We start from the raw sequence: 18,860 nt of genomic DNA, 5'->3' as shown, positions 1-18,860 counted from the left end.
TCCGCTTCCAGAAACTAAGAATACACATTTACGAGAATTCACAAATGAACGTCAATAGCAAGATAATAGAAAAACTCGAAGAGACATTGGCCAATACGCTTGTCGCAGCGGATTTCATGGAAGGGCGAAAACCATGGAAAAAGGACATCATCGACACCGTGCGCAAGCTGCGACTAATCCGCGAGCTGAATAAAAAATACTACATTGCCATCACTGGCACTCAGGGTGCGGGGAAAACAAGGCTTCTCCGCGCACTGTATGATCTGGACACGACATGGCTTTCCGACAACCCCGGGCGCGGCGAGAAAGTGCCGGTCTTTGTCATCGAGAAGGAAATACAGCAGCCTTGCGGCACCGTGGTCAAACTTGATGCGAATGGCCGCACCACCGAATACGAGGTGGAAGCAAGAGAATTCCAGAAGATCATCACCTCTTGGGGCGACACCGAAAGCAACCTGTTTCCAATTCTCTATGTGCCAAAAAGGCATTTCCCAACGAACGAATGCGGCTTCGTCTTGCTGCCCGGCTTTGAACAGAAGAGCGACCACAACCGTGCTTGGCAGTTGCTCATGGAATATGTGCTTCAGCATGCGATTGGCAGTGTAATCGTTACTGATCAGACCCGGCTTGCCGAGCATTCGCAGGACTCGGTGAAGGATGCCGTGATGAATGGCAGAGCCCCGGGCGGAAAACCCGTCATCGCCATAAGTAGAACAGAAAATGCAGATACGCCAACCCGCGAGGCGCTTCGTCAACGCGCCACCGAACGGTTTTGTGTGAACGAAGAGGAGGCCGCCCGCATCGTCTGCACCGGAACTGGTCGCGAGTATGAAGAAGAGTGGATTCCCCAGCTACTGAATTCGCTGCAAATTTACGTACCAGCCGGCCAGGAATCAAAGGAAGCCCGCCTCAATATGCTGGACGACCTAGTGGATGGAGAAGTCGACCTCATCCTTGACGGGATCAGGGAGGCATTGCGGGAGCGGCACCTTCAGTCCTCCCTCTCACCAGAGATACAAATCAGGGACGACATCATTACTGAATTCCGCGATGCTCGAACGAGCTATCGGAGCCGCTATGAGAAGAGCCTCCGGAACCACACAAAAGCCCACGCCAACAAGGTAAAAGAGATCGCTCGCGACAAATACATTCGCGAAGAAGAAGGGTTCAAAAATGGCGTCCGGAAAATCGGCCGTTGGATTGGCACCACCTCCGGCGAGCGCGAAGATCAGCGCATCAAGCGCATTGCCGACTCTTGGGTTAACCTCCCCACCTCACCTCAAGCAGGTGGTGCGCCGGGCATCGCCCTTATCCAAAGTGATTGGAGAGCACTCGGCGAGCAGTCCTCATACACCCTCAAAACCGCCGCACCAGAGCCACTGACGGAGAAATCCGGCAACACAGAAGTATTGCTTGGCTATGACAGGCTGGACACTGAATCCAGCCCATCCAGACTGTTAGCCGATGAGGAGACGCAGGATGAACTACGAAAAATATTCGACCCCAGACATGAGTTGGACAACGTAAGGCCGCTTGCAAATACGAAATTAAAATCCACGATCAAATTGGTCCCCGCGCTTGCAATGGAATATCTTCGGATCAATCAGAGTTTGGTCCTTGCTCACCGTGACCGCCTGCCATCTTCTTCCACAACCAGACCCATTGGCCAGTTCATGACCGAACTGGCGCAGGATATGGACTCGGCGCAACTCACCGGAAAAACAATATTAAAGACCATTGCCGCCATCCTTGCTGTGGATGTCGCCATTGACGGAAGCGTGGACACAATCCCCGGCCTGCTTCATGCCATTTTCGGTGGTGCTTCCGCGAGTACTGCGGCAACGGCAGGAACCGTCGCGGCAGGAACAACCGTAAGCAGTGCGACAGTAGCGACCAGCGTGAATGCAGGGACCGCAACGGCCATGAGCCTGGGAGCAACGCTATCAATGGCTGCGGCGGGGGTCATCGTTGCCGGCGTAATCGGCTACAAAGTCACCCAACATGTGCAGGAACTGGATGCAGCGAATCGCTCCTATATCAACTTAGTTATCAATGAATACGCTGAGGCGCATGTCCAAAACTGTCTTGAAATTTACGATGACGCGATGGACAGCTTAGAGGAGCGGATGCGCGACAATCTAGATCGCGCCTACGGGCTGGGCCAATCACTAGGACAGCAGGACAATCTCCTACGGGCTATCGAAGTCGCCAAACGTGCACGCCTGACGCTCATGGGGGATTTGCGTGTCAAGCAGTTATTGGCATGAATTATATGCGGCGAAGCGCGATTGGGCATTTGCCGCGCATGACGAGTTCCTAGCCCAGCTCGATTCCGGGCTGGCGCAAGGTGGCAACCATGGCAAGCACGTACAAGTAGCGGTTTACGGATCAACCCAAGTCGGTAAAACCACATTGATTCTGCACCTGCTGGGCGTGGCGCCCGATCATGTGGAACGGCTGGCAGATATACTGCGTGGTGGTGCCAAGAAAGGGCATTCGGCCACCGCCATGCCTTTGTTCTATCGCCGATCTAGCGATTCATTCTGGCATCTAGGCACGCAGGAATCTGCCGGCCTCGATGATGAGGCTGCACGCAAACATTTCCATGAACTACGAAAACACGTCGAAGCCGGTCGCGGCTCGGCCCGCGCGGAAGCTGGCGGCACGACCAACGTATTCCTCCCAGCATCATGCTTTGACGATACCAGTACCGATGCTGCCGGCACGGACATGCGCATCATCGACCTGCCGGGCATTGGTGCCGAGAACGAACACGAGCGCGAACATGTCACAACACTAGCCCATCGCATCGTCCCTCACATGGATCTCATTATCCTCGCTGGGTCCGGAAATTCTCTGACATTTCTTTCTCCCGAAGCAATCGGCCTAGATGCGCTAAAGAATTGGCAGGCTACCCCTTACCGCTTTCGCATTGTTTGCACTCGTGTTTTTTCCGACTCCAGCACCGCCGAACGACTCCTCAAACATGAATTGACGTCGACAGACGCGATTCGAGGATTCATGATGAAACAGTTACGCACTCTAGACTTCCATATTCCTTCGGAGATGGAGGCACATCTTTACGCGGTGGAGATCGGACAGTCCCGACACGAAATGCGGGAAAAAACCCCGGAACTCCACGCGCTTGCTTCCCCCCTAGCAGACACATTTCTGAACGAACTGAAGCACAGCATCAAGCAGACAACTAACCCCTGGTTTCGATTGAAATACGCGTATAGATCTCCCGCTATCATTCAAAGCCTCCGCAAGCAAGAGCGCAGCCAATGGACAAAAACAAGGCACTCCCTTCGTGAAGCGGCAATCGATGCACGCGGGCAAATTGCTACTTACCGCGGGCATGACGACAGGTTGAAGGAAGAGATAAAACGCATCAAAAGTAAGCGCAATGGGCTAAAAATTTTCAACTTATCCAGCACTCCTCCAGAATTCCCGGGGAATGGCATCACCAAGGATAATGTCCAAAAAATGAGGGATCTAGTGGATTCGTCCATAGAAAAAATCGATGAATTTCATCATAAATTAATCGAAGAGGCACAGCGCCACCTTCCGAATTCAATCATCGACAAACTCAAACCACCGAACACAATCGAACCATTCATAAAACTTCTTATCAAACTTGACAAATACAAGATTGATAGCTACTGGCGTCAATCCTCTTGGGAAACGGACAAGAGCGATCTTCGCCGTGCGTACGAATGCGAATGCACTCGTCATGCAAGAGAAATAGCCAACGAAATAAGCAGAAGAGTCGAGATGTCACGCGCGCGCCTGCAAAGAAAAATAGAGAACGCATCAGCCCGTAGCAAAGCACTGCAATCTAAAGTAGTTGAATTAGAATTAATCAGCAAGGAAAAAGATAGAACTTACTTCGAGTCACTTGAAAATAATCGAAAGCTCAAGGCAATAGCGCAGCGGAAAATTTTGTACGGAAGCCGATTTATGGCGCATATGCGGTCCGCCTTCGACGCAGAACTCAGTCGACGCGGCGAAATTGCGAAGAATGAAAAGAATCCAGCGCGCAGGTTTCAAGCCCTATTAATCCTGCCACTCATCGAACGGGAGTATGAGAAAATGAAAAACGGAGTAACCGCATGATCATGGAAAATGAAAACTTGGATGAGTCTGAGCAGGAACTCAGCGCAATGCTCAACAGGCTGATCAACAAGCCACTGCAAGACCATGTCGACGCGAAGGTCAAGGATTGTGCATCAAACATCAAGAACGAGATTCTTGACGTTTCGCAGGAGATCAGGAAGAAAGTGGAACAAAATGCAAAAACTTTCCGCGACTGGGTTTGCGATCCCGACAACAGGGACAGTAAGGAGAACTTCCATGACTGGGTGAATTTTACCCGTCAAAGAGCCGATGAAGCCACCCGGAATCATGACGAATTGACCAAACTGATCATCAGCTCTTTCCAACAATTTGAAAATTTTCACAGGGATAGCCTTAATAGCTTGGCGAACGAAACCCGTCAAAGAGCCGACGAAACCAAACGAGATCATGATAATTTGACAAGATTTATCACCAGCTCTTTTAAACAAACCGAAAATTTGCAGAATGGAATTTTCATTCAAACCCAATCCATATTGAATGCCCATCAGGTCGCCATGCGATGGCAGGCACGGATTCTTTCATTCCTTTTGGCACTGACCGTACTCAACATAATTGGAGTCGCAATATTTCTATATTCGATCAACTTACATTTAGGCGGCTGATTGGCACGACGGCCAGCCAGGAAAAATAGTTTGGCGTAACGATCCCGCATAATCGCTTCATGCTGCCCCCTCGTCGCCGCTGCTTTCCCAACCAACTGAAGTCGGTGATGTTCAAGATAGTCGGTAGTGCCGTGGTCTACGGTTCGCTCAGTTTGGCCCGCCCGAGCACCTCAGAAAACTCTGAACAACCAGCTCAGAAGTGCAGATTTTCACGTTCGAACTGATGCCGCAGCCAAAACGACCGAAAACCAATAGCTTCGAGATCGAACTTCGCATCGCAAGACGGAATTTTCCATCCTGCAGACGCAGCTAGCCCGCCTACGGCAGCAGTTGCCGCCGCGTCATCCTCAAATTCGACAACGCGTGCCTCTCCGGTAGCCCCCGGAGGTTGAGAATGGTCGTCTTATCTGGGATTTCTTCCAGCCCATTCAACTGGGCGAACTGACGCATCAACGACGTGTCGCACAGTACTTATTCCATCGCCGGATCACTCAGCGCATACCACTGCTGCTGCAAGTGGATGCGAAGCATCGTGTCCAAACGATACGGCTGCCGGCCCAGGCCGCCCGACTTCGGGTAATGCGGCTCGAACAATGCTTTCCACGGCACCACCTGCTCCAGCTCGGACGGGAAGGTCTCACGCCGCGTGCGCTTGCGTCGGCCCTGTTGCCCGGCATCGCCAAAGGTCAGTTGCATCGGTGGATCTTGTTCTCGAATCGGGGACGGAAGCCTGGCACCGATGCCAGTGTTGTTCAGAGGTTCCATTGGTCAAGCATTTCAATCCGAAGCACGCAAGCGATTGACCATTGATCGAACTAACTCTGTCGGCACCTTTTTCCGGAATTTGAAAAAGGCGCGACACAGAATGTCGCCCCCCTTCGTCACCATCACCCGCTCGCAGCCATCCCGGCTGCCTTCAAAAGGGTGCTCTGATGGAAGCTCTGGCCGTCCTGTTTTTCCTGTTCAACCTGTTCATCATCCTGCCCCTGCAGGTCTACGCCTTTATCCGCGGCATCAACGTGCAGCGCTACAACCTTGGCATTGCCAAGGGGCGTAGTTACAAGCAGGGCTTTTGGTGGCGGCAAGCCGTGGCATTGGCACGTTCACGTAAGGCCAGTGGTGCCAATTTCATCGTCACGGCCGTACTGGCTGCGATTGGGTTGGTGCTGGCGTTTTCCATCAACGCCTGGCTGCAGGTTGGACTTTGCAGCTACATCCTGGTCAACGCGCTGGTTGCCGCCAACTTCTTCGCCACACAGTTGCCTGCCATCGATGCCGAGCCAGCGGCTGGTAATGTGCCACCGCTGAAGGAGGACGCAGGAGTATGAGGTGGTACATCCCCGTCATGCTCACTGGCCTGCTGGCTGGGTGCTCTGGCACTCCCGATTGCGGCAGCGCTGACACGCTGTCGCTGCTGGACGAGATTATCGAAGAGCGATTCGCCGATAGCTTACTGGGCAAGCAAACCAGGTCAAAGGTTGACTATCGGGTACGCAACATTCGCATGTTGGACCACGACCGCAGCATCGATGCGTATCAATGTCTCGCCACGTTTGAAATAACGCCTGTCGGGGAAAGCGAAAAAATCGCGTCTGAGGATGTCGAGTTCGACGTCTATACCGTGCAGGACGATGAGGCCGACTTCGAGATCCAGTACGACGAGGGCATTTCCAAAGCCATCGTCATCGCCGCCATGAGCCGGAATCTGCGTTGACCGCCGGCAAAGCCTGGGAATGTGCTCACCAGGCTCGATCAATTCACTGTTGGAGGTACCACCATGCCTACTGCACAACCACCTGCCACATTCCATTGCCGCCACTGCGGCTGGAAGAGGACCCTTCCGGTCCCGCTGGGTGATTGCCGCGTCCCCGGTGTCACGCATTTCACGGCTTGCCCGGAGTGTGGTCGAGGTGATGCCATTACCCAGCGCAGTGCTGGCCCGCTGGAGCTCATTGCCGCGCGTATCAAACAGAACTTTCCCAATCGCTAGATCCTGCGCATCCTCGGGCGTTCGCACGTTTGATTGAATGCATTTCACTACCGATACGCGCGATATTTTTCATTGCCTGCGACAGGCTTTGTCGCCTGATGGATGCAGCATTACATCTACACCGCATCCATCATGGATTCGGTCATGCAAGCGGCCGAAGGAGGCTGACATGTTCAAGATCATTGGTGGTGTGGTGGTGTATGGCTTGGCGCTGCTCGGCCTGGCTGCCTATTTGGACAAGGCGCATGGTGATGGGACCTTGTTTGGGAATGAGTGAGAACGAAAAACGGCGAGCATTGCTCGCCGTTTTCTCTTTTGCACTCACTTCACTTTATGCCTCGCTCCGTGAACGGGAGCGGGGCTGCAGAGCACTCACTCAACCCAACGGCTCATCCGACAGATACGTGTAGCCGGTCAGGCCTGCTTCCAGGGCGGCGTCCAGCTCTGCTGCGCGCTCGGCGGACAGATTGGCGGCCGCTACACGCTCGCGGTACGAGGCGCGCAGATCCGCCAGGCTGTAACCGACGTAGTCGAGCATCACGTCGGTGGTGTCGCCGCGACGTTGCTGGGTGATCGCATAACCGTCGGCGTCCACCACCACTTCCACGGCGTCGGTGTCGCCGAACAGGTTGTGGATGTCGCCGAGAATTTCCTGATACGCGCCGACCAGGAAGAAGCCGATGCGGTAGCTCTCGCCGTGCTGCACCGAATGCAGCGGCAGCGAGCTGTCCAGGCTCTCGTTCTCGACATAGGTCTTGACCATGCCGTCCGAATCGCAGGTCATGTCGGCGACGATGCCGCGACGGTCCGGGCGCTCGTTCAGGCGCTCGATCGGCACGATCGGGAACACCTGGTCAATCGCCCAGGCATCGGGAATGGACTCGAACACGCTGAAGTTGACGAAGTACTTGTCGACCAGGCGATCGTTCAATTCATCCAGTGCCGGACGATGGCTCTTTTCGTCGTAGCTCAGGCGCGCCCGCACCGCGTTGGCGATGGCGTAGAACAGGTCGTCGATGCGCGCACGCTGCGGCAGGTCGATCTGGCCCAGTGCATACGCCGCCAAACCTTCGGCGTGGAAATGCTGCGCTTCCTGGAACAGTTCCACCGCCGGGCGCTGGTCGAGCTCCTCGTGGATTTCACGCAGGTGGCGAATCGCGGCCGGTTCGTCGTCATGCGCTTCGGGCACGCGGCCTTCGGCGGCCTGTTCCACTTCGGCCACGTTGGCGATCAGCACCGCATGGTGCGCGGTCATCGCGCGGCCGCATTCGGTGATGATGCGCGGCGGCGTCAGCCCGTGTTCTTCGCAGGCTTCGGCCAGCGGCTGCACGATGTTGCTGGCATACGAATTGAGGCCGTAGTTGATCGAGCAATAGCTGCGCGAACGGGTGCCTTCGTAGTCGATGCCCAGGCCGCCGCCCACGTCGACGTGGCTGATCTTCGCGCCCAGGCGCGACAGTTCGACGAAGTAACGCGTGGCTTCGCGCATGCCGTTGGCGATGTCGCGCACGTTGCTGATCTGGCTGCCCATGTGGAAATGCAGCAGGTTCAGGCAATCGGCGTACTCGGTGTCACGCAGCGCTTTCCACAGGTCCAGCAGCTGGCGCGGTGACAGGCCGAACTTGGCCTTGTCGCCACCGCTGTTCTGCCACTTGCCGGCGCCCAGCGAGGCCAGGCGCATGCGCACGCCGATGCCCGGCTTCACGTCCAGCGCCTTGGATTCCTCCAGCACCAGCTTCAGCTCGGAGGGCTTCTCGATGACGATGTAGGTCTGCAGGCCGAGCTTGCGGCCGATCAGCGCCAGGCGGATGTATTCGCGGTCCTTGTAACCGTTGCAGACGATCAGCCCGCCCGGCCGGCTCAGCGCCAGCACCGCCATCAACTCCGGCTTGGAACCGGCTTCCAGGCCGAAGCCCTCGCCGTGATGGCTGGCCAGGGTGCCGGCCACGCCGCGATGCTGGTTCACCTTGATCGGATAGACCGCGGTGTAGCCGCCCGGGTAATCCCAGTCCGCCTGCGCCTGCGCGAACGCGCTCTGCAGCTTGCCCAGTCGCTGGCCCAGGATGTCCGGGAAGCGCACCAGCAGCGGCAGCTTGGCGCCGGACGCGCGCGCCGAATCGACAATCTGCGGCAACGACACCACTGCGCCGTCGGCGCCAACGGGACGGACCACCAGGTGGCCTGCGGCATCGACGTCGAAATATCCGTCGGACCAGTGCGGAATCGAATAGGTCTTGCGGGCCTGTTCGAGGGACCAATCGCTCATCGGCGTAGCAACTCTCAGCTGTGGATAAATAAGGACGCGCATTCTAACGCTAGCGGGGCAAGGCTCCGTTACAATCCGCGCCCTCACTACCTCCCCTCTCCCCCGGGCGAGGGGTCGGGGGTGAGGGCAAGGGTGAAACCTGAATATGACAGGCTTCGCCCTTACCCTCATCCGCCCCTTCGGGGCACCTTCTCCCGACGGGAGAAGGGCACAGCCTCCCCTTCCAGGAACTTGCAATGACGTCCAACGAAAACTGGTTCACCGAACACTTCCAGCCGACCGGCTCGTCCATTGGTTTCCGCATCACCGGCAAGCTGGACGAAGTGCAGTCGCCGTTCCAGAAGATCGAGATCTACGACAGCACCGACTGGGGCAAGTTGATGGTCATCGACGGCGCCATGATGCTGACCACCAAGGACAATTTCTTCTATCACGAGATGATCAGCCACCCGGTGCTGTTCACCCACGCCGCGCCCAAGCGCGTGGTGATCATCGGCGGCGGCGACTGCGGCACCCTGCGCGAGGTGCTCAAGCACCCGGGCGTGGAAAGCGCCACGCAGTGCGACATCGACGAGCAGGTCACGCGCATGGCCGAGAAGTATTTCCCGGAGCTGTGCGAATCCAACGGTGACGCGCGCGCCGAGCTGCTGTTCGACGACGGCGTGGCCTACATGGCCAACTGCGCCCCGGGCAGCGTGGACGTGGTGATCGTGGACTCCACCGATCCGGTTGGCCCGGCCGAAGGCCTGTTCAACAAGGCGTTCTTCGAGAGCTGCTTCCGTGCGCTGAAGGACGACGGCCTGCTGGTGCAGCAGAGCGAATCGCCGCTGGCGCTGCTGGAGCTGATCAAGGACATGCGTTCGGAAATGGGCAAGGCCGGCTTCCAGTCGTTCAAGACCCTGCCGTTCCCGCAGCCGTGCTACCCGACTGGCTGGTGGTCGGTGACCGTGGCCAGCAAGCAGGCCGGTTTCGGCTTCGGTTTCCGCGAAGCCGATGCGGCCGCCAAGCCGTTCGACACGCTGTACTACACCGCGCCGCTGCACACCGGCGTGCTGGTCAGCCCGCCGTTCGTGGCCAAGGCACTGGGCGAGTAAGCCCGTCGCCATTGCCAACAAAAACCCCGCGAAATGCGGGGTTTTTTGTGTCTGGCCTTCCGCGCTGCAGGCTTACAGCGCCCAGATGCCGGCAATCACCGCCACCACCAGGCCCCACTTGATGGCGTGATACGCGAACGCACTGCGCGCACGCAGCGCCTTGGCCTTGAGACGAATCTTGTAGACGCCACCAAAGGCCTTGTTGACCCCGCCAGTCGGATCGCCCGGCAGGTTCGGCGACGCACCGCCAGCCAGCAGCGTGGCCGCCACCGCGCGGTTGAACAGCGCAGGCAAACCGAAACGCAACGGACGGGCGATGTCGCAGAACAGGATCACCCGATCCTGATCGGTTTTGTTGTGCGCGTGATGGATGTAGGTCTCGTCGAACATCATCCATTCGCCATCGCGCCAACTTTTACGAATGCCATCCACCTCGATGTAGCAGCCGTCGTCGTTGGGCGTGCTCAGGCCCAGGTGCAGCCGCAGCGAACCGGCAAACGGATCGCGGTGCGGACGCAGCTCACTGCCCGGCGGCAACTGCGCGAACATCGCCGCACGCACCTCGGGAATCGACTCAATCAACGCCACGGTCTGCGGGCACAGCGCCTTGGCCGACGGATGCGACGGGCCGTACCAGCGCAGGTAGAAGCGCTTCCAGCCACGACGGAAGAACGAGTTGAAGCCGGCATCGTTGAAGCTGCTGGCGGCGGCGATTTTTTCGGCATCGCGCAGGGCCACGGCTTCATCGCGGATCACCTGCCAGTTCTGCCGCAGCAGCTCCAGCTGCGGGAACTCCTTACCCGGGTCCAGAAACGGCGTGGTTGGCACCTTGGAGAACAGGTACATGACCACGTTGATCGGCGCCATGAAGCTGGAATGGTCCAGCAACTGACGCGACCAGCGCGCACGCACTTTGCCGCGGAAATGGATGTACAGCACGCAGGCCACGAACAGCGCTGCCAGCACGAGTTTGATCACGTCGACCTCCCGGCCGTGGCCGGAGTCAGGAAACAGGGGGGAGCACCTTCAGCCGGGCGCAGAAGCGTGAACGCTGAGGTGCGGACATACATGGGGTCGGCGGCCAGCGCGGAAAGGGTAGCGCCAGTGCAACGATGCTTTCTGTGGGGATTTTCCTACATTTTTTTTACATTCAGCAATTGCCATACCGTTCAGTTTTATAATTCGCCGCACATCCCCGCCCTGCTACGGGCACCGCAAGACCGGCATTTCAAGACGCTTTCTGCGCCCGCCGCGTCAGGAAGGTTTTATGAACACACTGCCCACTTTCGACGGCGATATGCCCGTCGTTCCTGCCAATCAATTGCTCAAGCGCGGCGAGCGCCTGCTCGAGCCGGACGTTTACCGCATTCAGCTGGAAGGCCGTCCAGCCGTGGTCAAGGACTACCGCCGCTATCAGGGCACCCCGCTCTCACCCGTCGCGCGCCTGCTAGTGCGTCATGAAGCCAAGGTGCTGCAGCGCCTGCAAGGCTGGAAGCACGCCCCGGCGCTGCTCGGCACCCTGGGCGGCTTGGCACTGGGCATGGAATACATCCACGGCGACACGCTCACTGCCAGCGTCCAGGGTGTGAGTCAGGAAGTGTTCGACCAGTTGCAGGGCGCGCTGGCGCGCCTGCACGCCGCCGGAATCACCCACAACGACCTGCACGGCACCAATGTAATGGTCAGCGCCGGTGTGCCGGTGCTGCTGGATTTCACCTCGGCGCTGCGCTGGCCACGCTGGTTGCGCAACAGCGTGCTGACCCGCCAGCTGCGTCGCAGCGACATGAAAAACCTGGTGAAGATGCGCCAACGCCTGACCGGCCAGCGCCCGTCGGCCGAGCAGGCCGCATTGCTGGCCGAGCCGGGCTGGGTACAGCGCCTGCGCCGCAGCTGGAAATGGCTGTACCGGCGGATCAAGCATCAGGGCTGATGGCGGGGAAGGGCTTTATCCGCCCAAGCCCCGCCGACTGCTGAATCAAAGCGCGTCAGCGTCCACTTCGCCGGTACGGATGCGCACCACGCTGCCCAGGTCGTAAACGAAGACCTTGCCGTCACCGATCTTGCCGGTGCCGGCCGCCTTCACGATGGCTTCCACCACTTCGTCGGCCTGGGCGTCGGTGACGGCCACTTCAATCTTCACCTTGGGCAGGAAGTCGACCACGTACTCGGCGCCGCGATACAACTCGGTGTGGCCTTTCTGGCGACCGAAGCCCTTGACCTCGGTGACGGTGATGCCGGCCACGCCGCGCTCGGCCAACGCTTCACGCACATCGTCCAATTTGAACGGTTTGACGATGGCCATGATCATCTTCATCAGTCGTTTTCCTCTGGGAATCTGCGGGCAGGATACCGTGGACACGCGCGGACTTGCGTCTCTGTGTCCGCGTGCCTGCGCTGACGTTACGGCTTATCCTTACGCCTCGCCATAACGGACACCGATGCACCGCAAAAGTCAGGCCCTATAGGCTCGGCCCACCCTTGCGGAGACCTGCCATGATCGACCTCAAACACATCGATGAACTCGCCCGTCGCCTCAGCGACCTGGTGCCGCGTGGGCTGCGCGATTCCCGCGAGGAATTGCAAGCCACCTTCAAAACCGCCCTGCAAGCCGGGCTGACCAAGCTGGACCTGGTCACCCGCGAGGAGTTTGAAGTGCAGCGCGCCGTGCTGCTGCGCACCCGCGAAAAGCTCGACGCGCTGGAGCAGGCCGTCACCACGCTGGAAAGCCGCAACACCACCCCGCCCAACGCCTGAGCCAGGCGATGAGCCTGGCGTTGGTGCACAGCCGCGCCCGCGCGGGCGTGCAGGCGCCGGCGGTGCAGGTGGAAGTGCACCTGTCCGGTGGCCTGCCGTCCACGCAGATTGTCGGCCTGCCCGAAGCAGCGGTGCGCGAGTCCCGCGACCGGGTACGTGCCGCCCTGCTCTGCGCGCAGTTCGAGTTCCCGGCGCGCCGCATCACGATCAATCTTGCGCCCGCCGATCTGCCCAAGGACGGCGGGCGTTTTGACCTGCCCATCGCCCTGGGCATTCTTGCCGCCAGCGGCCAGATCGACCGCGCCACGTTGGCCGGCCACGAATTCATTGGCGAGCTGGCCCTCACCGGCGAGCTGCGCGCGGTCGATGGCGCCCTGCCCGCGGCCATCGCGGCGGCCGCCGAACAACGCACCCTGATCGTGCCCGCCGGCAATGCCGGCGAAGCGGCGTTGGCCCGGCACGCCAGCGTCAAAACCGCGCGCACCCTGTTGGAAGTCTGTGCAGCGTTGGCCGGCGACAAGGTGCTGCCAGCGGCGCAGCGGCCGCCCATGCAGGCGGCCGCCCAACCTGATCTGGCCGATGTGCGCGGCCAGCTGCAGGCGCGGCGGGCGCTGGAGATCGCCGCGGCCGGCGGGCATCACCTGTTGCTGCTGGGTTCGCCCGGCTGTGGCAAGACGCTGCTGGCCTCGCGGCTGCCGGGCATCCTGCCCGAGGCCAGCGAAACCGAAGCGCTGGAGGCCGCCGCCATCGCGTCCGTCAGCGGCCGTGGCGTGGATCCGGGGCGTTGGCGTCAACGGCCTTTTCGATCCCCGCATCACACTGCCAGCGCGGTGGCCTTGGTCGGCGGCGGTTCGCATCCGCGCCCGGGCGAGATTTCCCTCGCGCACAACGGTGTGCTTTTTCTGGATGAACTACCGGAATGGAATCGCCATGCATTGGAAGTGCTGCGCGAGCCGCTGGAATCCGGCACCGTCACCATTTCCCGTGCGGCCCGTAGCCTCGAATTCCCGGCGCGGTTCCAATTGGTCGCGGCGATGAATCCGTGCCCGTGCGGCTGGGCCGGTGACAGCAGCGGCCGTTGCCGCTGTTCGCTGGATGCCATCAACCGTTACCGCGCGCGGATTTCCGGCCCATTGCTGGACCGCATCGACCTGCACCTGCTGGTGCCGCGACTGGCACCGTCTGCACTGCGGGGCGATGCGCCTGCTGGGGAAAGCAGCGCCTGCGTGCGTGAGCGGGTAGCGCAGGCCCGTGCGCGGCAGCTGCAACGCGCTGGCACTGCCAATGCCCATCTCGATCAGGCACAGACCCTGCGCGACTGCGGATTGTGCTCGGCCGACCATGATCTGCTGGAGCAGGCGATGGACCGCCTGCAGCTCTCGGCACGCTCGATGCACCGCATTCTGCGGGTGGCCCGCACCATCGCCGATCTGGCCGGTGTTGCCGAGATCCAGCGCAGTCATCTGACCGAAGCCATCGGCTACCGCCAACTGGATCGCAGCCAGCAAGACCGTTGAGGTGCATCATCGGCACTTGCCAGCCAAACCAAGCATCCGCGCATGGGGCGAAGATGCAGTAGCGGCACAGGGACCGATCATGGAACGCATCGAACGTCCGTACTTCCCGATCATCTATGTCCGCGGTTACGCGATGACCCGCGATGAGATCGTCGAAACCACCTCCACGCCGTTCATGGGCTTTGAGGCCGGTTCGACCAAGATGCGCCAGGCGCAGGATGGCTCCATCGTGAAGTTCGTGTTCGAGTCGCCGCTGATCCGGCTGATGAAAGACCACAACTACCGCGACGTCTACGAATTCGGCGCCGAACAACGCAGCCGCATCTCACCGCGCTGCATCGTCATCCACCGTTACTACGATCCGGCCGACCCGGCGTTCGGTGATGGCAAAACACCGACCATCGCCGACGCAGCGGCCAGCCTGGGCCGGCGCATTCTGGAACTGCGCGACAGCATCTGCGGCACCAACGCGACCATGCGCAAAGCGTTCCGCGTTTACCTGGTGGCGCATTCGATGGGCGGGCTGATCTGCCGTTGCCTGCTGCAGAATCCGGACGTGGGCACCGCCGAAACGCGGGCGATGGTGGACAAGGTGTTCACCTATGCCACCCCGCACAACGGCATCGACGTGGCCGGCATCAACGTGCCCAACCTGCTGTCGGTCAACGACATGAACAACTTCAACCGCAGCACCATGGGCAAATACCTGAAGGTGCCCAAGGACAAGGTCAACACGCTGGGCGACTCGGGCTTCCCGCCGGAGCGGATGTTCTGCCTGATCGGCACCAACAGTCGCGACTATGCGGCCGCGCACGGCTTGTCGTCCTTTGCGGTCGGTTCGCTGAGCGATGGTCTGGTGCGCATTGCCAATGCCTACGTGGAAGGCGCGCCGCGCGCCTTCGTCAACCGCAGCCACAGTGGCTACTTCGGCATCGTCAACTCCGAGGAGGGTTACCAGAATCTGGTGCGGTTCCTGTTCGGCGACACCTGCGCCACCGCGCAACTGGATATCACGGCACTGCCGTTCCCGCCGGAAATTGAAGCGGCACGCAAACGCGGCAAGAAGATCGAGTCCTCGTACTACATCGAGGCCACGGTGGCGCCGCGTGGCGCCTATACCTACGAATTGACCTCGCGCACCGAAGCCAATCAATGTGCGATCCGCCGCGAGTACAAGGAGATGTTCAACGCCGACGGCAGCATCCGCCCGGAGGCGCGCGCGCCGGTGTTGTTCTCGGTGTTCCTGGACAGCAGGCGGATCATGGCCGGCAGCGAGATTGCCTTCTCCATCAACCTGGCCGTGACCAATGCCGGCTACCAGGTGGACGGCGCGTTGTTCCTCAAAAATCACATTCCCGGTGAGCACCTGTTCCGCAACACGCTGGTGCTGTTCGCACGGCCCGCCGAAGACGGCAGCTGGCGGCTGCGGTATGTCTGGGCCGACGACCAATGGGCCGGCGGACCAAAGAACGAGGCCGAACTGGATGTGGCTCGCCGTGCGGCGATCGGCATCATCCAGCAAGCGCCCAATGTATTCACGGTGCCGCTGCGATCAGGCAAAGGCTTCGAGGCCGCACTGAAACTGTCGTTGTCGGATTGGGCGTGAGTACCCCGCTCAGGTCGCCCACTCCGGCGGCGTGAACAAACCGGAGCGCAATTGCGGTATCACTTGACCGGAAGCCTGATCCAACTCCTGGCGCAGGCTGCTGATGAACAACGGGTCGCCAAGGTAAGCCACATTCAAACGGGTCCACGGCGAAATTCGCTCGGTATTCAAATTAAAGAACGCACCCGGCGCCAACACCACGCCACGCGCCAACATGCGAACGGTAAGCAGACGGGTGTCGGTGACACCAGGGAAGCGCGCCCACAAATACAGGCTTTGCTCGGGTGCGGCGTACACGGTTGCGTCGAACTGACGCAGTGTTTCCAGTCCGGTCTGGGTGGCCATACGTAGACGATCCTGCAGCCGTTTGATGTGCCGCAGGAAATTGCCTTCGCGAAGAATCGCTTCCAGCACACGCTCGGCATACTCGCTGCCGCCGAAGTGCAGCAGCATTTTCACATCGGCCAGTTCTTCCGCACGCGCGCTCTCGGCGGCAATGAAACCCACCCGCAGCGCGGCCGATATCGACTTGGAAAAACTGCCGATGTAGATGGTGTTCTTCAACTGAGTGAGCGCGGAGATGCGTGGCGTTGAACTGGCCTTGAAGTCGGCCAACGAATCGTTCTCCACGATCAGCAGATCGTACTTCTGCGCCAACTGCACCAACCGTTGCGCGACCGCTTCGGAGATGTCGGTGCCGGTGGGATTGTGGCCCGCCGCCTGCATGAAAAATACGCGCGCTTTGCTTTGTTGGATTGCGACTTCCAATGCGGCAAGGTCCGGCCCATCGAGCAGTCGCGGGATGGGAATGGGAATGGCGCCCTGCATGCGCAATTTTCCAAACAGCGGGTAATAGCCCGGCTCCTCGACCAGCACGGAATCACCTGGCTGCACGTGACAGCGCGTGACCAGATCCAGCGCGTGGTTGGCACCAAACGTCGTCACCAGTTGCCGCGGCCCCACATCGATGCCGTATCCGGCAAGACGCCGCACCAGATGCTGGCGTAGTGGCAGATAGCCGTAGCGGTTTCCGTAGCGGAACAACGTACCAACCCCCGAACGCGTGATCTGCCGATGGAAGCGATCCAGGCGCATGTCCATCAACCACTCCACCGGAGGAAAGCCCTCGCCGAGATTTGAACTTCCCGGCTCACGCAATGCCTGTTGCCGCATCAACCAGATCGTGTCGATCGCGCGGTTGTAGCCGGCGGGTTCGTCGTCATCCTCGCGCTCGACATGGGTATCCATTCCCCGCACGAAAAATCCCTTTCCGTGCTGTGCGTGAACCATGGCGCGTTCGCTCAACAAATCGAACGCAGCGATGACGGTGTTCTTGGAATAACCATTCAACCGCGCGTATTCGCGCAGCGAAGGCAGCTTGTCACCGGGCTTGAGTACACCGGCCAATATCTGGCGACCGATATCCGTTGCGACCTTCTCAGCCAGTGAAATTGATGGGGACGTAGGTGTCATGGTTCTCCGTAACGGTGCGACATCCAATGAACGAAACGAATCGCTGGATGCAGTGCTGCATTCCGGCGTAGACGCATTCTGTACAAACAGATGACAGCAAAGAGAGGTTTGCTGCGCGTGCAAACACTGCCCTCAAAAACTGTACCTAGATCACAGTTTTGCACGCACAGAAGATGGCCGCAGAACTGTCAAAAACGGTCATTTCCTGCCAAGGATGGTCACCATGAATCGCGATTTTCTGCCCCCATTTTTCACGTCTACTTCACTCGCCGACGTTGTAGGAGTTGCACAGAATTTTTCACGCGCACACTGCAAAAACCCTGAAAAACAGCACATATCGTGCGTTTCGATTTGTCCGACCAATGCAACTCGCGCATTCACGATAGCTGCGGACTTTCGCGTGAACGGTTGCGATGTACTGCTGCCATTGGCGGCTGACGACTTGGTCAGTTTTGCTTGCACAAACCGCATCGCCAAAATTGCGCAAAACCATGGCGGCTTCACTACCTCATGCTCGGGTCCACTGAGCTGGGTACAGCTGGTGGTGACAGCAACAACGGATCCTTTTCGCGCCTGCAAAGCGCTGCTACGCGAGCGCGAGCAGCTGATGGAGATCACTGAAATCGTTTTCTCCGCGAGCAGCGTCCGTTGTAGAAACATTCAAGCGCATGTCTCCGATCTCACACTCGGCACGCCGCTGCTGGTACTGGAGTTGATGTTTGCAGGAAGCGTGGACGAGGTGATGCATGCACTGCACTCAACGCCGTCCGCGTTGCTATCTGCAGTGGAAGCAATCACTGGCGGCACCGCGCGCATGCAAGCGCCAACACGCTGTTCCCCGCAGCGACTGGTACAGACGAACGTTTCTTTTCCCGTGGAGACGCTGGGTTGCGGCCCATATCGCGGGCAACCTCTCTGCGAACAAATCGTCGATCTGTATCAGCGCATCAACCGCAGCGCCCGTAGTGCGCGTGATCACAACGCCAGCATTCTGCGGGGCATCGCACCCGTCATGGCTGCCATCGGCAACGACGGACGCGTACTCGACGCAGGTGCGCATGCATGGGCCGCGCGCAACGGCGGTTGCAGGTCATTGGCGCATTGGGAATTGGATGCACAGGGCAATCTGCATGGAAGCGTGGTGATGCCGGTGCCGGCATATCTTGAATGCGACACTTGCTCCGTCCATCACGGCACCGAACAACGCCGTTGCGCGTCCGCCTTTGCAGATGACGAAGCGCCGCTTGGCAGCGCGGAGATTCTGGCTTCCGTTGCACTGGCGCAGAGCCTGGCGACCTTGCGCACGCAGGCACTCGAAACACTGCAACGTGACACCACCGTTGTTGCGGCGACCGTCATCAACATGGCCGGCTTCGGCAGAACGACCCGCACGTTCACCGACATCGGCATACAGGAGTAAC

15 protein-coding genes and 1 pseudogene are annotated in these 18,860 nt (G+C 59.3%); 11 read left to right on the top strand and 5 right to left on the bottom strand.

From position 1 onward, the window contains the following. The first annotated feature begins 44 nt into the window (after positions 1-44). Genes ACREP4_RS13325 through ACREP4_RS13315 form a run of 3 tightly spaced genes read left to right on the top strand, consistent with a single transcriptional unit; the run spans position 45 to position 4,739 of the window. Positions 45-2,267 carry a hypothetical protein gene (locus ACREP4_RS13325; protein ID WP_431596671.1) on the top strand — a complete coding sequence of 741 codons (2,223 nt, stop codon included), beginning with the start codon at positions 45-47 and terminating at the stop codon, positions 2,265-2,267. Further along, entirely contained in the window at positions 2,245-4,116 is a 1,872-nt protein-coding gene (locus ACREP4_RS13320) for a hypothetical protein (RefSeq protein WP_431596670.1), read from the top strand. Before ACREP4_RS13325 ends, ACREP4_RS13320 begins: the two co-directional genes overlap by 23 nt. Further along, on the top strand, positions 4,113-4,739 hold the full coding sequence (locus tag ACREP4_RS13315) for a hypothetical protein (RefSeq protein WP_431596669.1): 627 nt from the start codon (positions 4,113-4,115) through the stop codon (positions 4,737-4,739). The genes ACREP4_RS13320 and ACREP4_RS13315 overlap by 4 nt, the downstream gene beginning before the upstream one ends. A 354-nt stretch (positions 4,740-5,093) precedes the next feature. Here the strand turns inward: ACREP4_RS13315 and ACREP4_RS13310 are convergent. Further along, positions 5,094-5,435, bottom strand: a pseudogene (locus ACREP4_RS13310) (transposase); the annotation flags it as partial. A 236-nt stretch (positions 5,436-5,671) separates the two neighbouring features. Here ACREP4_RS13310 and ACREP4_RS13305 point away from each other — a divergent pair. Together ACREP4_RS13305 and ACREP4_RS13300 are read left to right on the top strand one after the other, a co-directional pair. Then, positions 5,672-6,067: a hypothetical protein gene (locus tag ACREP4_RS13305; RefSeq protein ID WP_431596668.1), complete on the top strand. Its 396-nt coding sequence runs from the start codon at positions 5,672-5,674 to the stop codon at positions 6,065-6,067. Continuing rightward, a complete protein-coding gene (locus ACREP4_RS13300) occupies positions 6,064-6,453 on the top strand; it encodes a hypothetical protein (protein ID WP_431596667.1) in 390 nt (129 codons plus the stop codon). Before ACREP4_RS13305 ends, ACREP4_RS13300 begins: the two co-directional genes overlap by 4 nt. Before the next feature lie 652 nt (positions 6,454-7,105). Here the strand turns inward: ACREP4_RS13300 and speA are convergent. Beyond that, a complete protein-coding gene (speA, locus tag ACREP4_RS13295; RefSeq protein WP_431596666.1) occupies positions 7,106-8,995 on the bottom strand; it encodes an arginine decarboxylase in 1,890 nt (629 codons plus the stop codon). Positions 8,996-9,231: 236 nt separating this feature from the next. Between speA and speE the strand changes: the two genes are divergently transcribed. Continuing rightward, on the top strand, positions 9,232-10,089 hold the full coding sequence (gene speE, locus ACREP4_RS13290; protein WP_431596665.1) for a polyamine aminopropyltransferase: 858 nt from the start codon (positions 9,232-9,234) through the stop codon (positions 10,087-10,089). Positions 10,090-10,161: 72 nt separating this feature from the next. Here speE and ACREP4_RS13285 read toward each other — a convergent pair whose 3' ends face one another. After that, on the bottom strand, positions 10,162-11,067 hold the full coding sequence (locus tag ACREP4_RS13285) for an aspartyl/asparaginyl beta-hydroxylase domain-containing protein (RefSeq protein WP_431596664.1): 906 nt from the start codon (positions 11,065-11,067) through the stop codon (positions 10,162-10,164). A gap of 289 nt (positions 11,068-11,356) precedes the next feature. Between ACREP4_RS13285 and ACREP4_RS13280 the strand changes: the two genes are divergently transcribed. Continuing rightward, positions 11,357-12,019: an RIO1 family regulatory kinase/ATPase gene (locus ACREP4_RS13280; RefSeq protein WP_431596663.1), complete on the top strand. Its 663-nt coding sequence runs from the start codon at positions 11,357-11,359 to the stop codon at positions 12,017-12,019. 45 nt (positions 12,020-12,064) lie between these two features. On the opposite strand, the gene ACREP4_RS13275 is transcribed toward ACREP4_RS13280, so the two are convergent. Then, positions 12,065-12,403: a P-II family nitrogen regulator gene (locus tag ACREP4_RS13275; RefSeq protein WP_057635941.1), complete on the bottom strand. Its 339-nt coding sequence runs from the start codon at positions 12,401-12,403 to the stop codon at positions 12,065-12,067. A gap of 179 nt (positions 12,404-12,582) precedes the next feature. Between ACREP4_RS13275 and ubiK the strand changes: the two genes are divergently transcribed. From ubiK to ACREP4_RS13260, 3 genes are all read left to right on the top strand, one after another. Further along, positions 12,583-12,843: a ubiquinone biosynthesis accessory factor UbiK gene (gene ubiK / locus ACREP4_RS13270; RefSeq protein ID WP_431596662.1), complete on the top strand. Its 261-nt coding sequence runs from the start codon at positions 12,583-12,585 to the stop codon at positions 12,841-12,843. A gap of 8 nt (positions 12,844-12,851) precedes the next feature. Next, entirely contained in the window at positions 12,852-14,360 is a 1,509-nt protein-coding gene (locus ACREP4_RS13265) for a YifB family Mg chelatase-like AAA ATPase (protein WP_431596661.1), read from the top strand. A 79-nt stretch (positions 14,361-14,439) separates the two neighbouring features. After that, complete coding sequence (locus ACREP4_RS13260; RefSeq protein ID WP_431596660.1) at positions 14,440-15,966, top strand: esterase/lipase family protein; 1,527 nt, start codon at positions 14,440-14,442, stop codon at positions 15,964-15,966. Positions 15,967-15,975: 9 nt separating this feature from the next. Here the strand turns inward: ACREP4_RS13260 and ACREP4_RS13255 are convergent, their stop codons facing one another. Further along, positions 15,976-17,439, bottom strand: coding sequence for a PLP-dependent aminotransferase family protein (locus ACREP4_RS13255; protein ID WP_431596659.1), 1,464 nt, complete (start codon positions 17,437-17,439; stop codon positions 15,976-15,978). A 223-nt stretch (positions 17,440-17,662) separates the two neighbouring features. Here ACREP4_RS13255 and ACREP4_RS13250 point away from each other — a divergent pair, with 223 nt between their 5' ends. Beyond that, on the top strand, positions 17,663-18,859 hold the full coding sequence (locus ACREP4_RS13250) for a hypothetical protein (RefSeq protein ID WP_431596658.1): 1,197 nt from the start codon (positions 17,663-17,665) through the stop codon (positions 18,857-18,859). Position 18,860 lies beyond the last annotated feature (1 nt).

This window comes from Stenotrophomonas sp., from assembly GCF_050737575.1.
Lineage (GTDB): Bacteria > Pseudomonadota > Gammaproteobacteria > Xanthomonadales > Xanthomonadaceae > Stenotrophomonas.
Note: the sequence above shows the minus strand (reverse complement) of the source record. Positions and strands in the feature narration are given on the sequence as shown.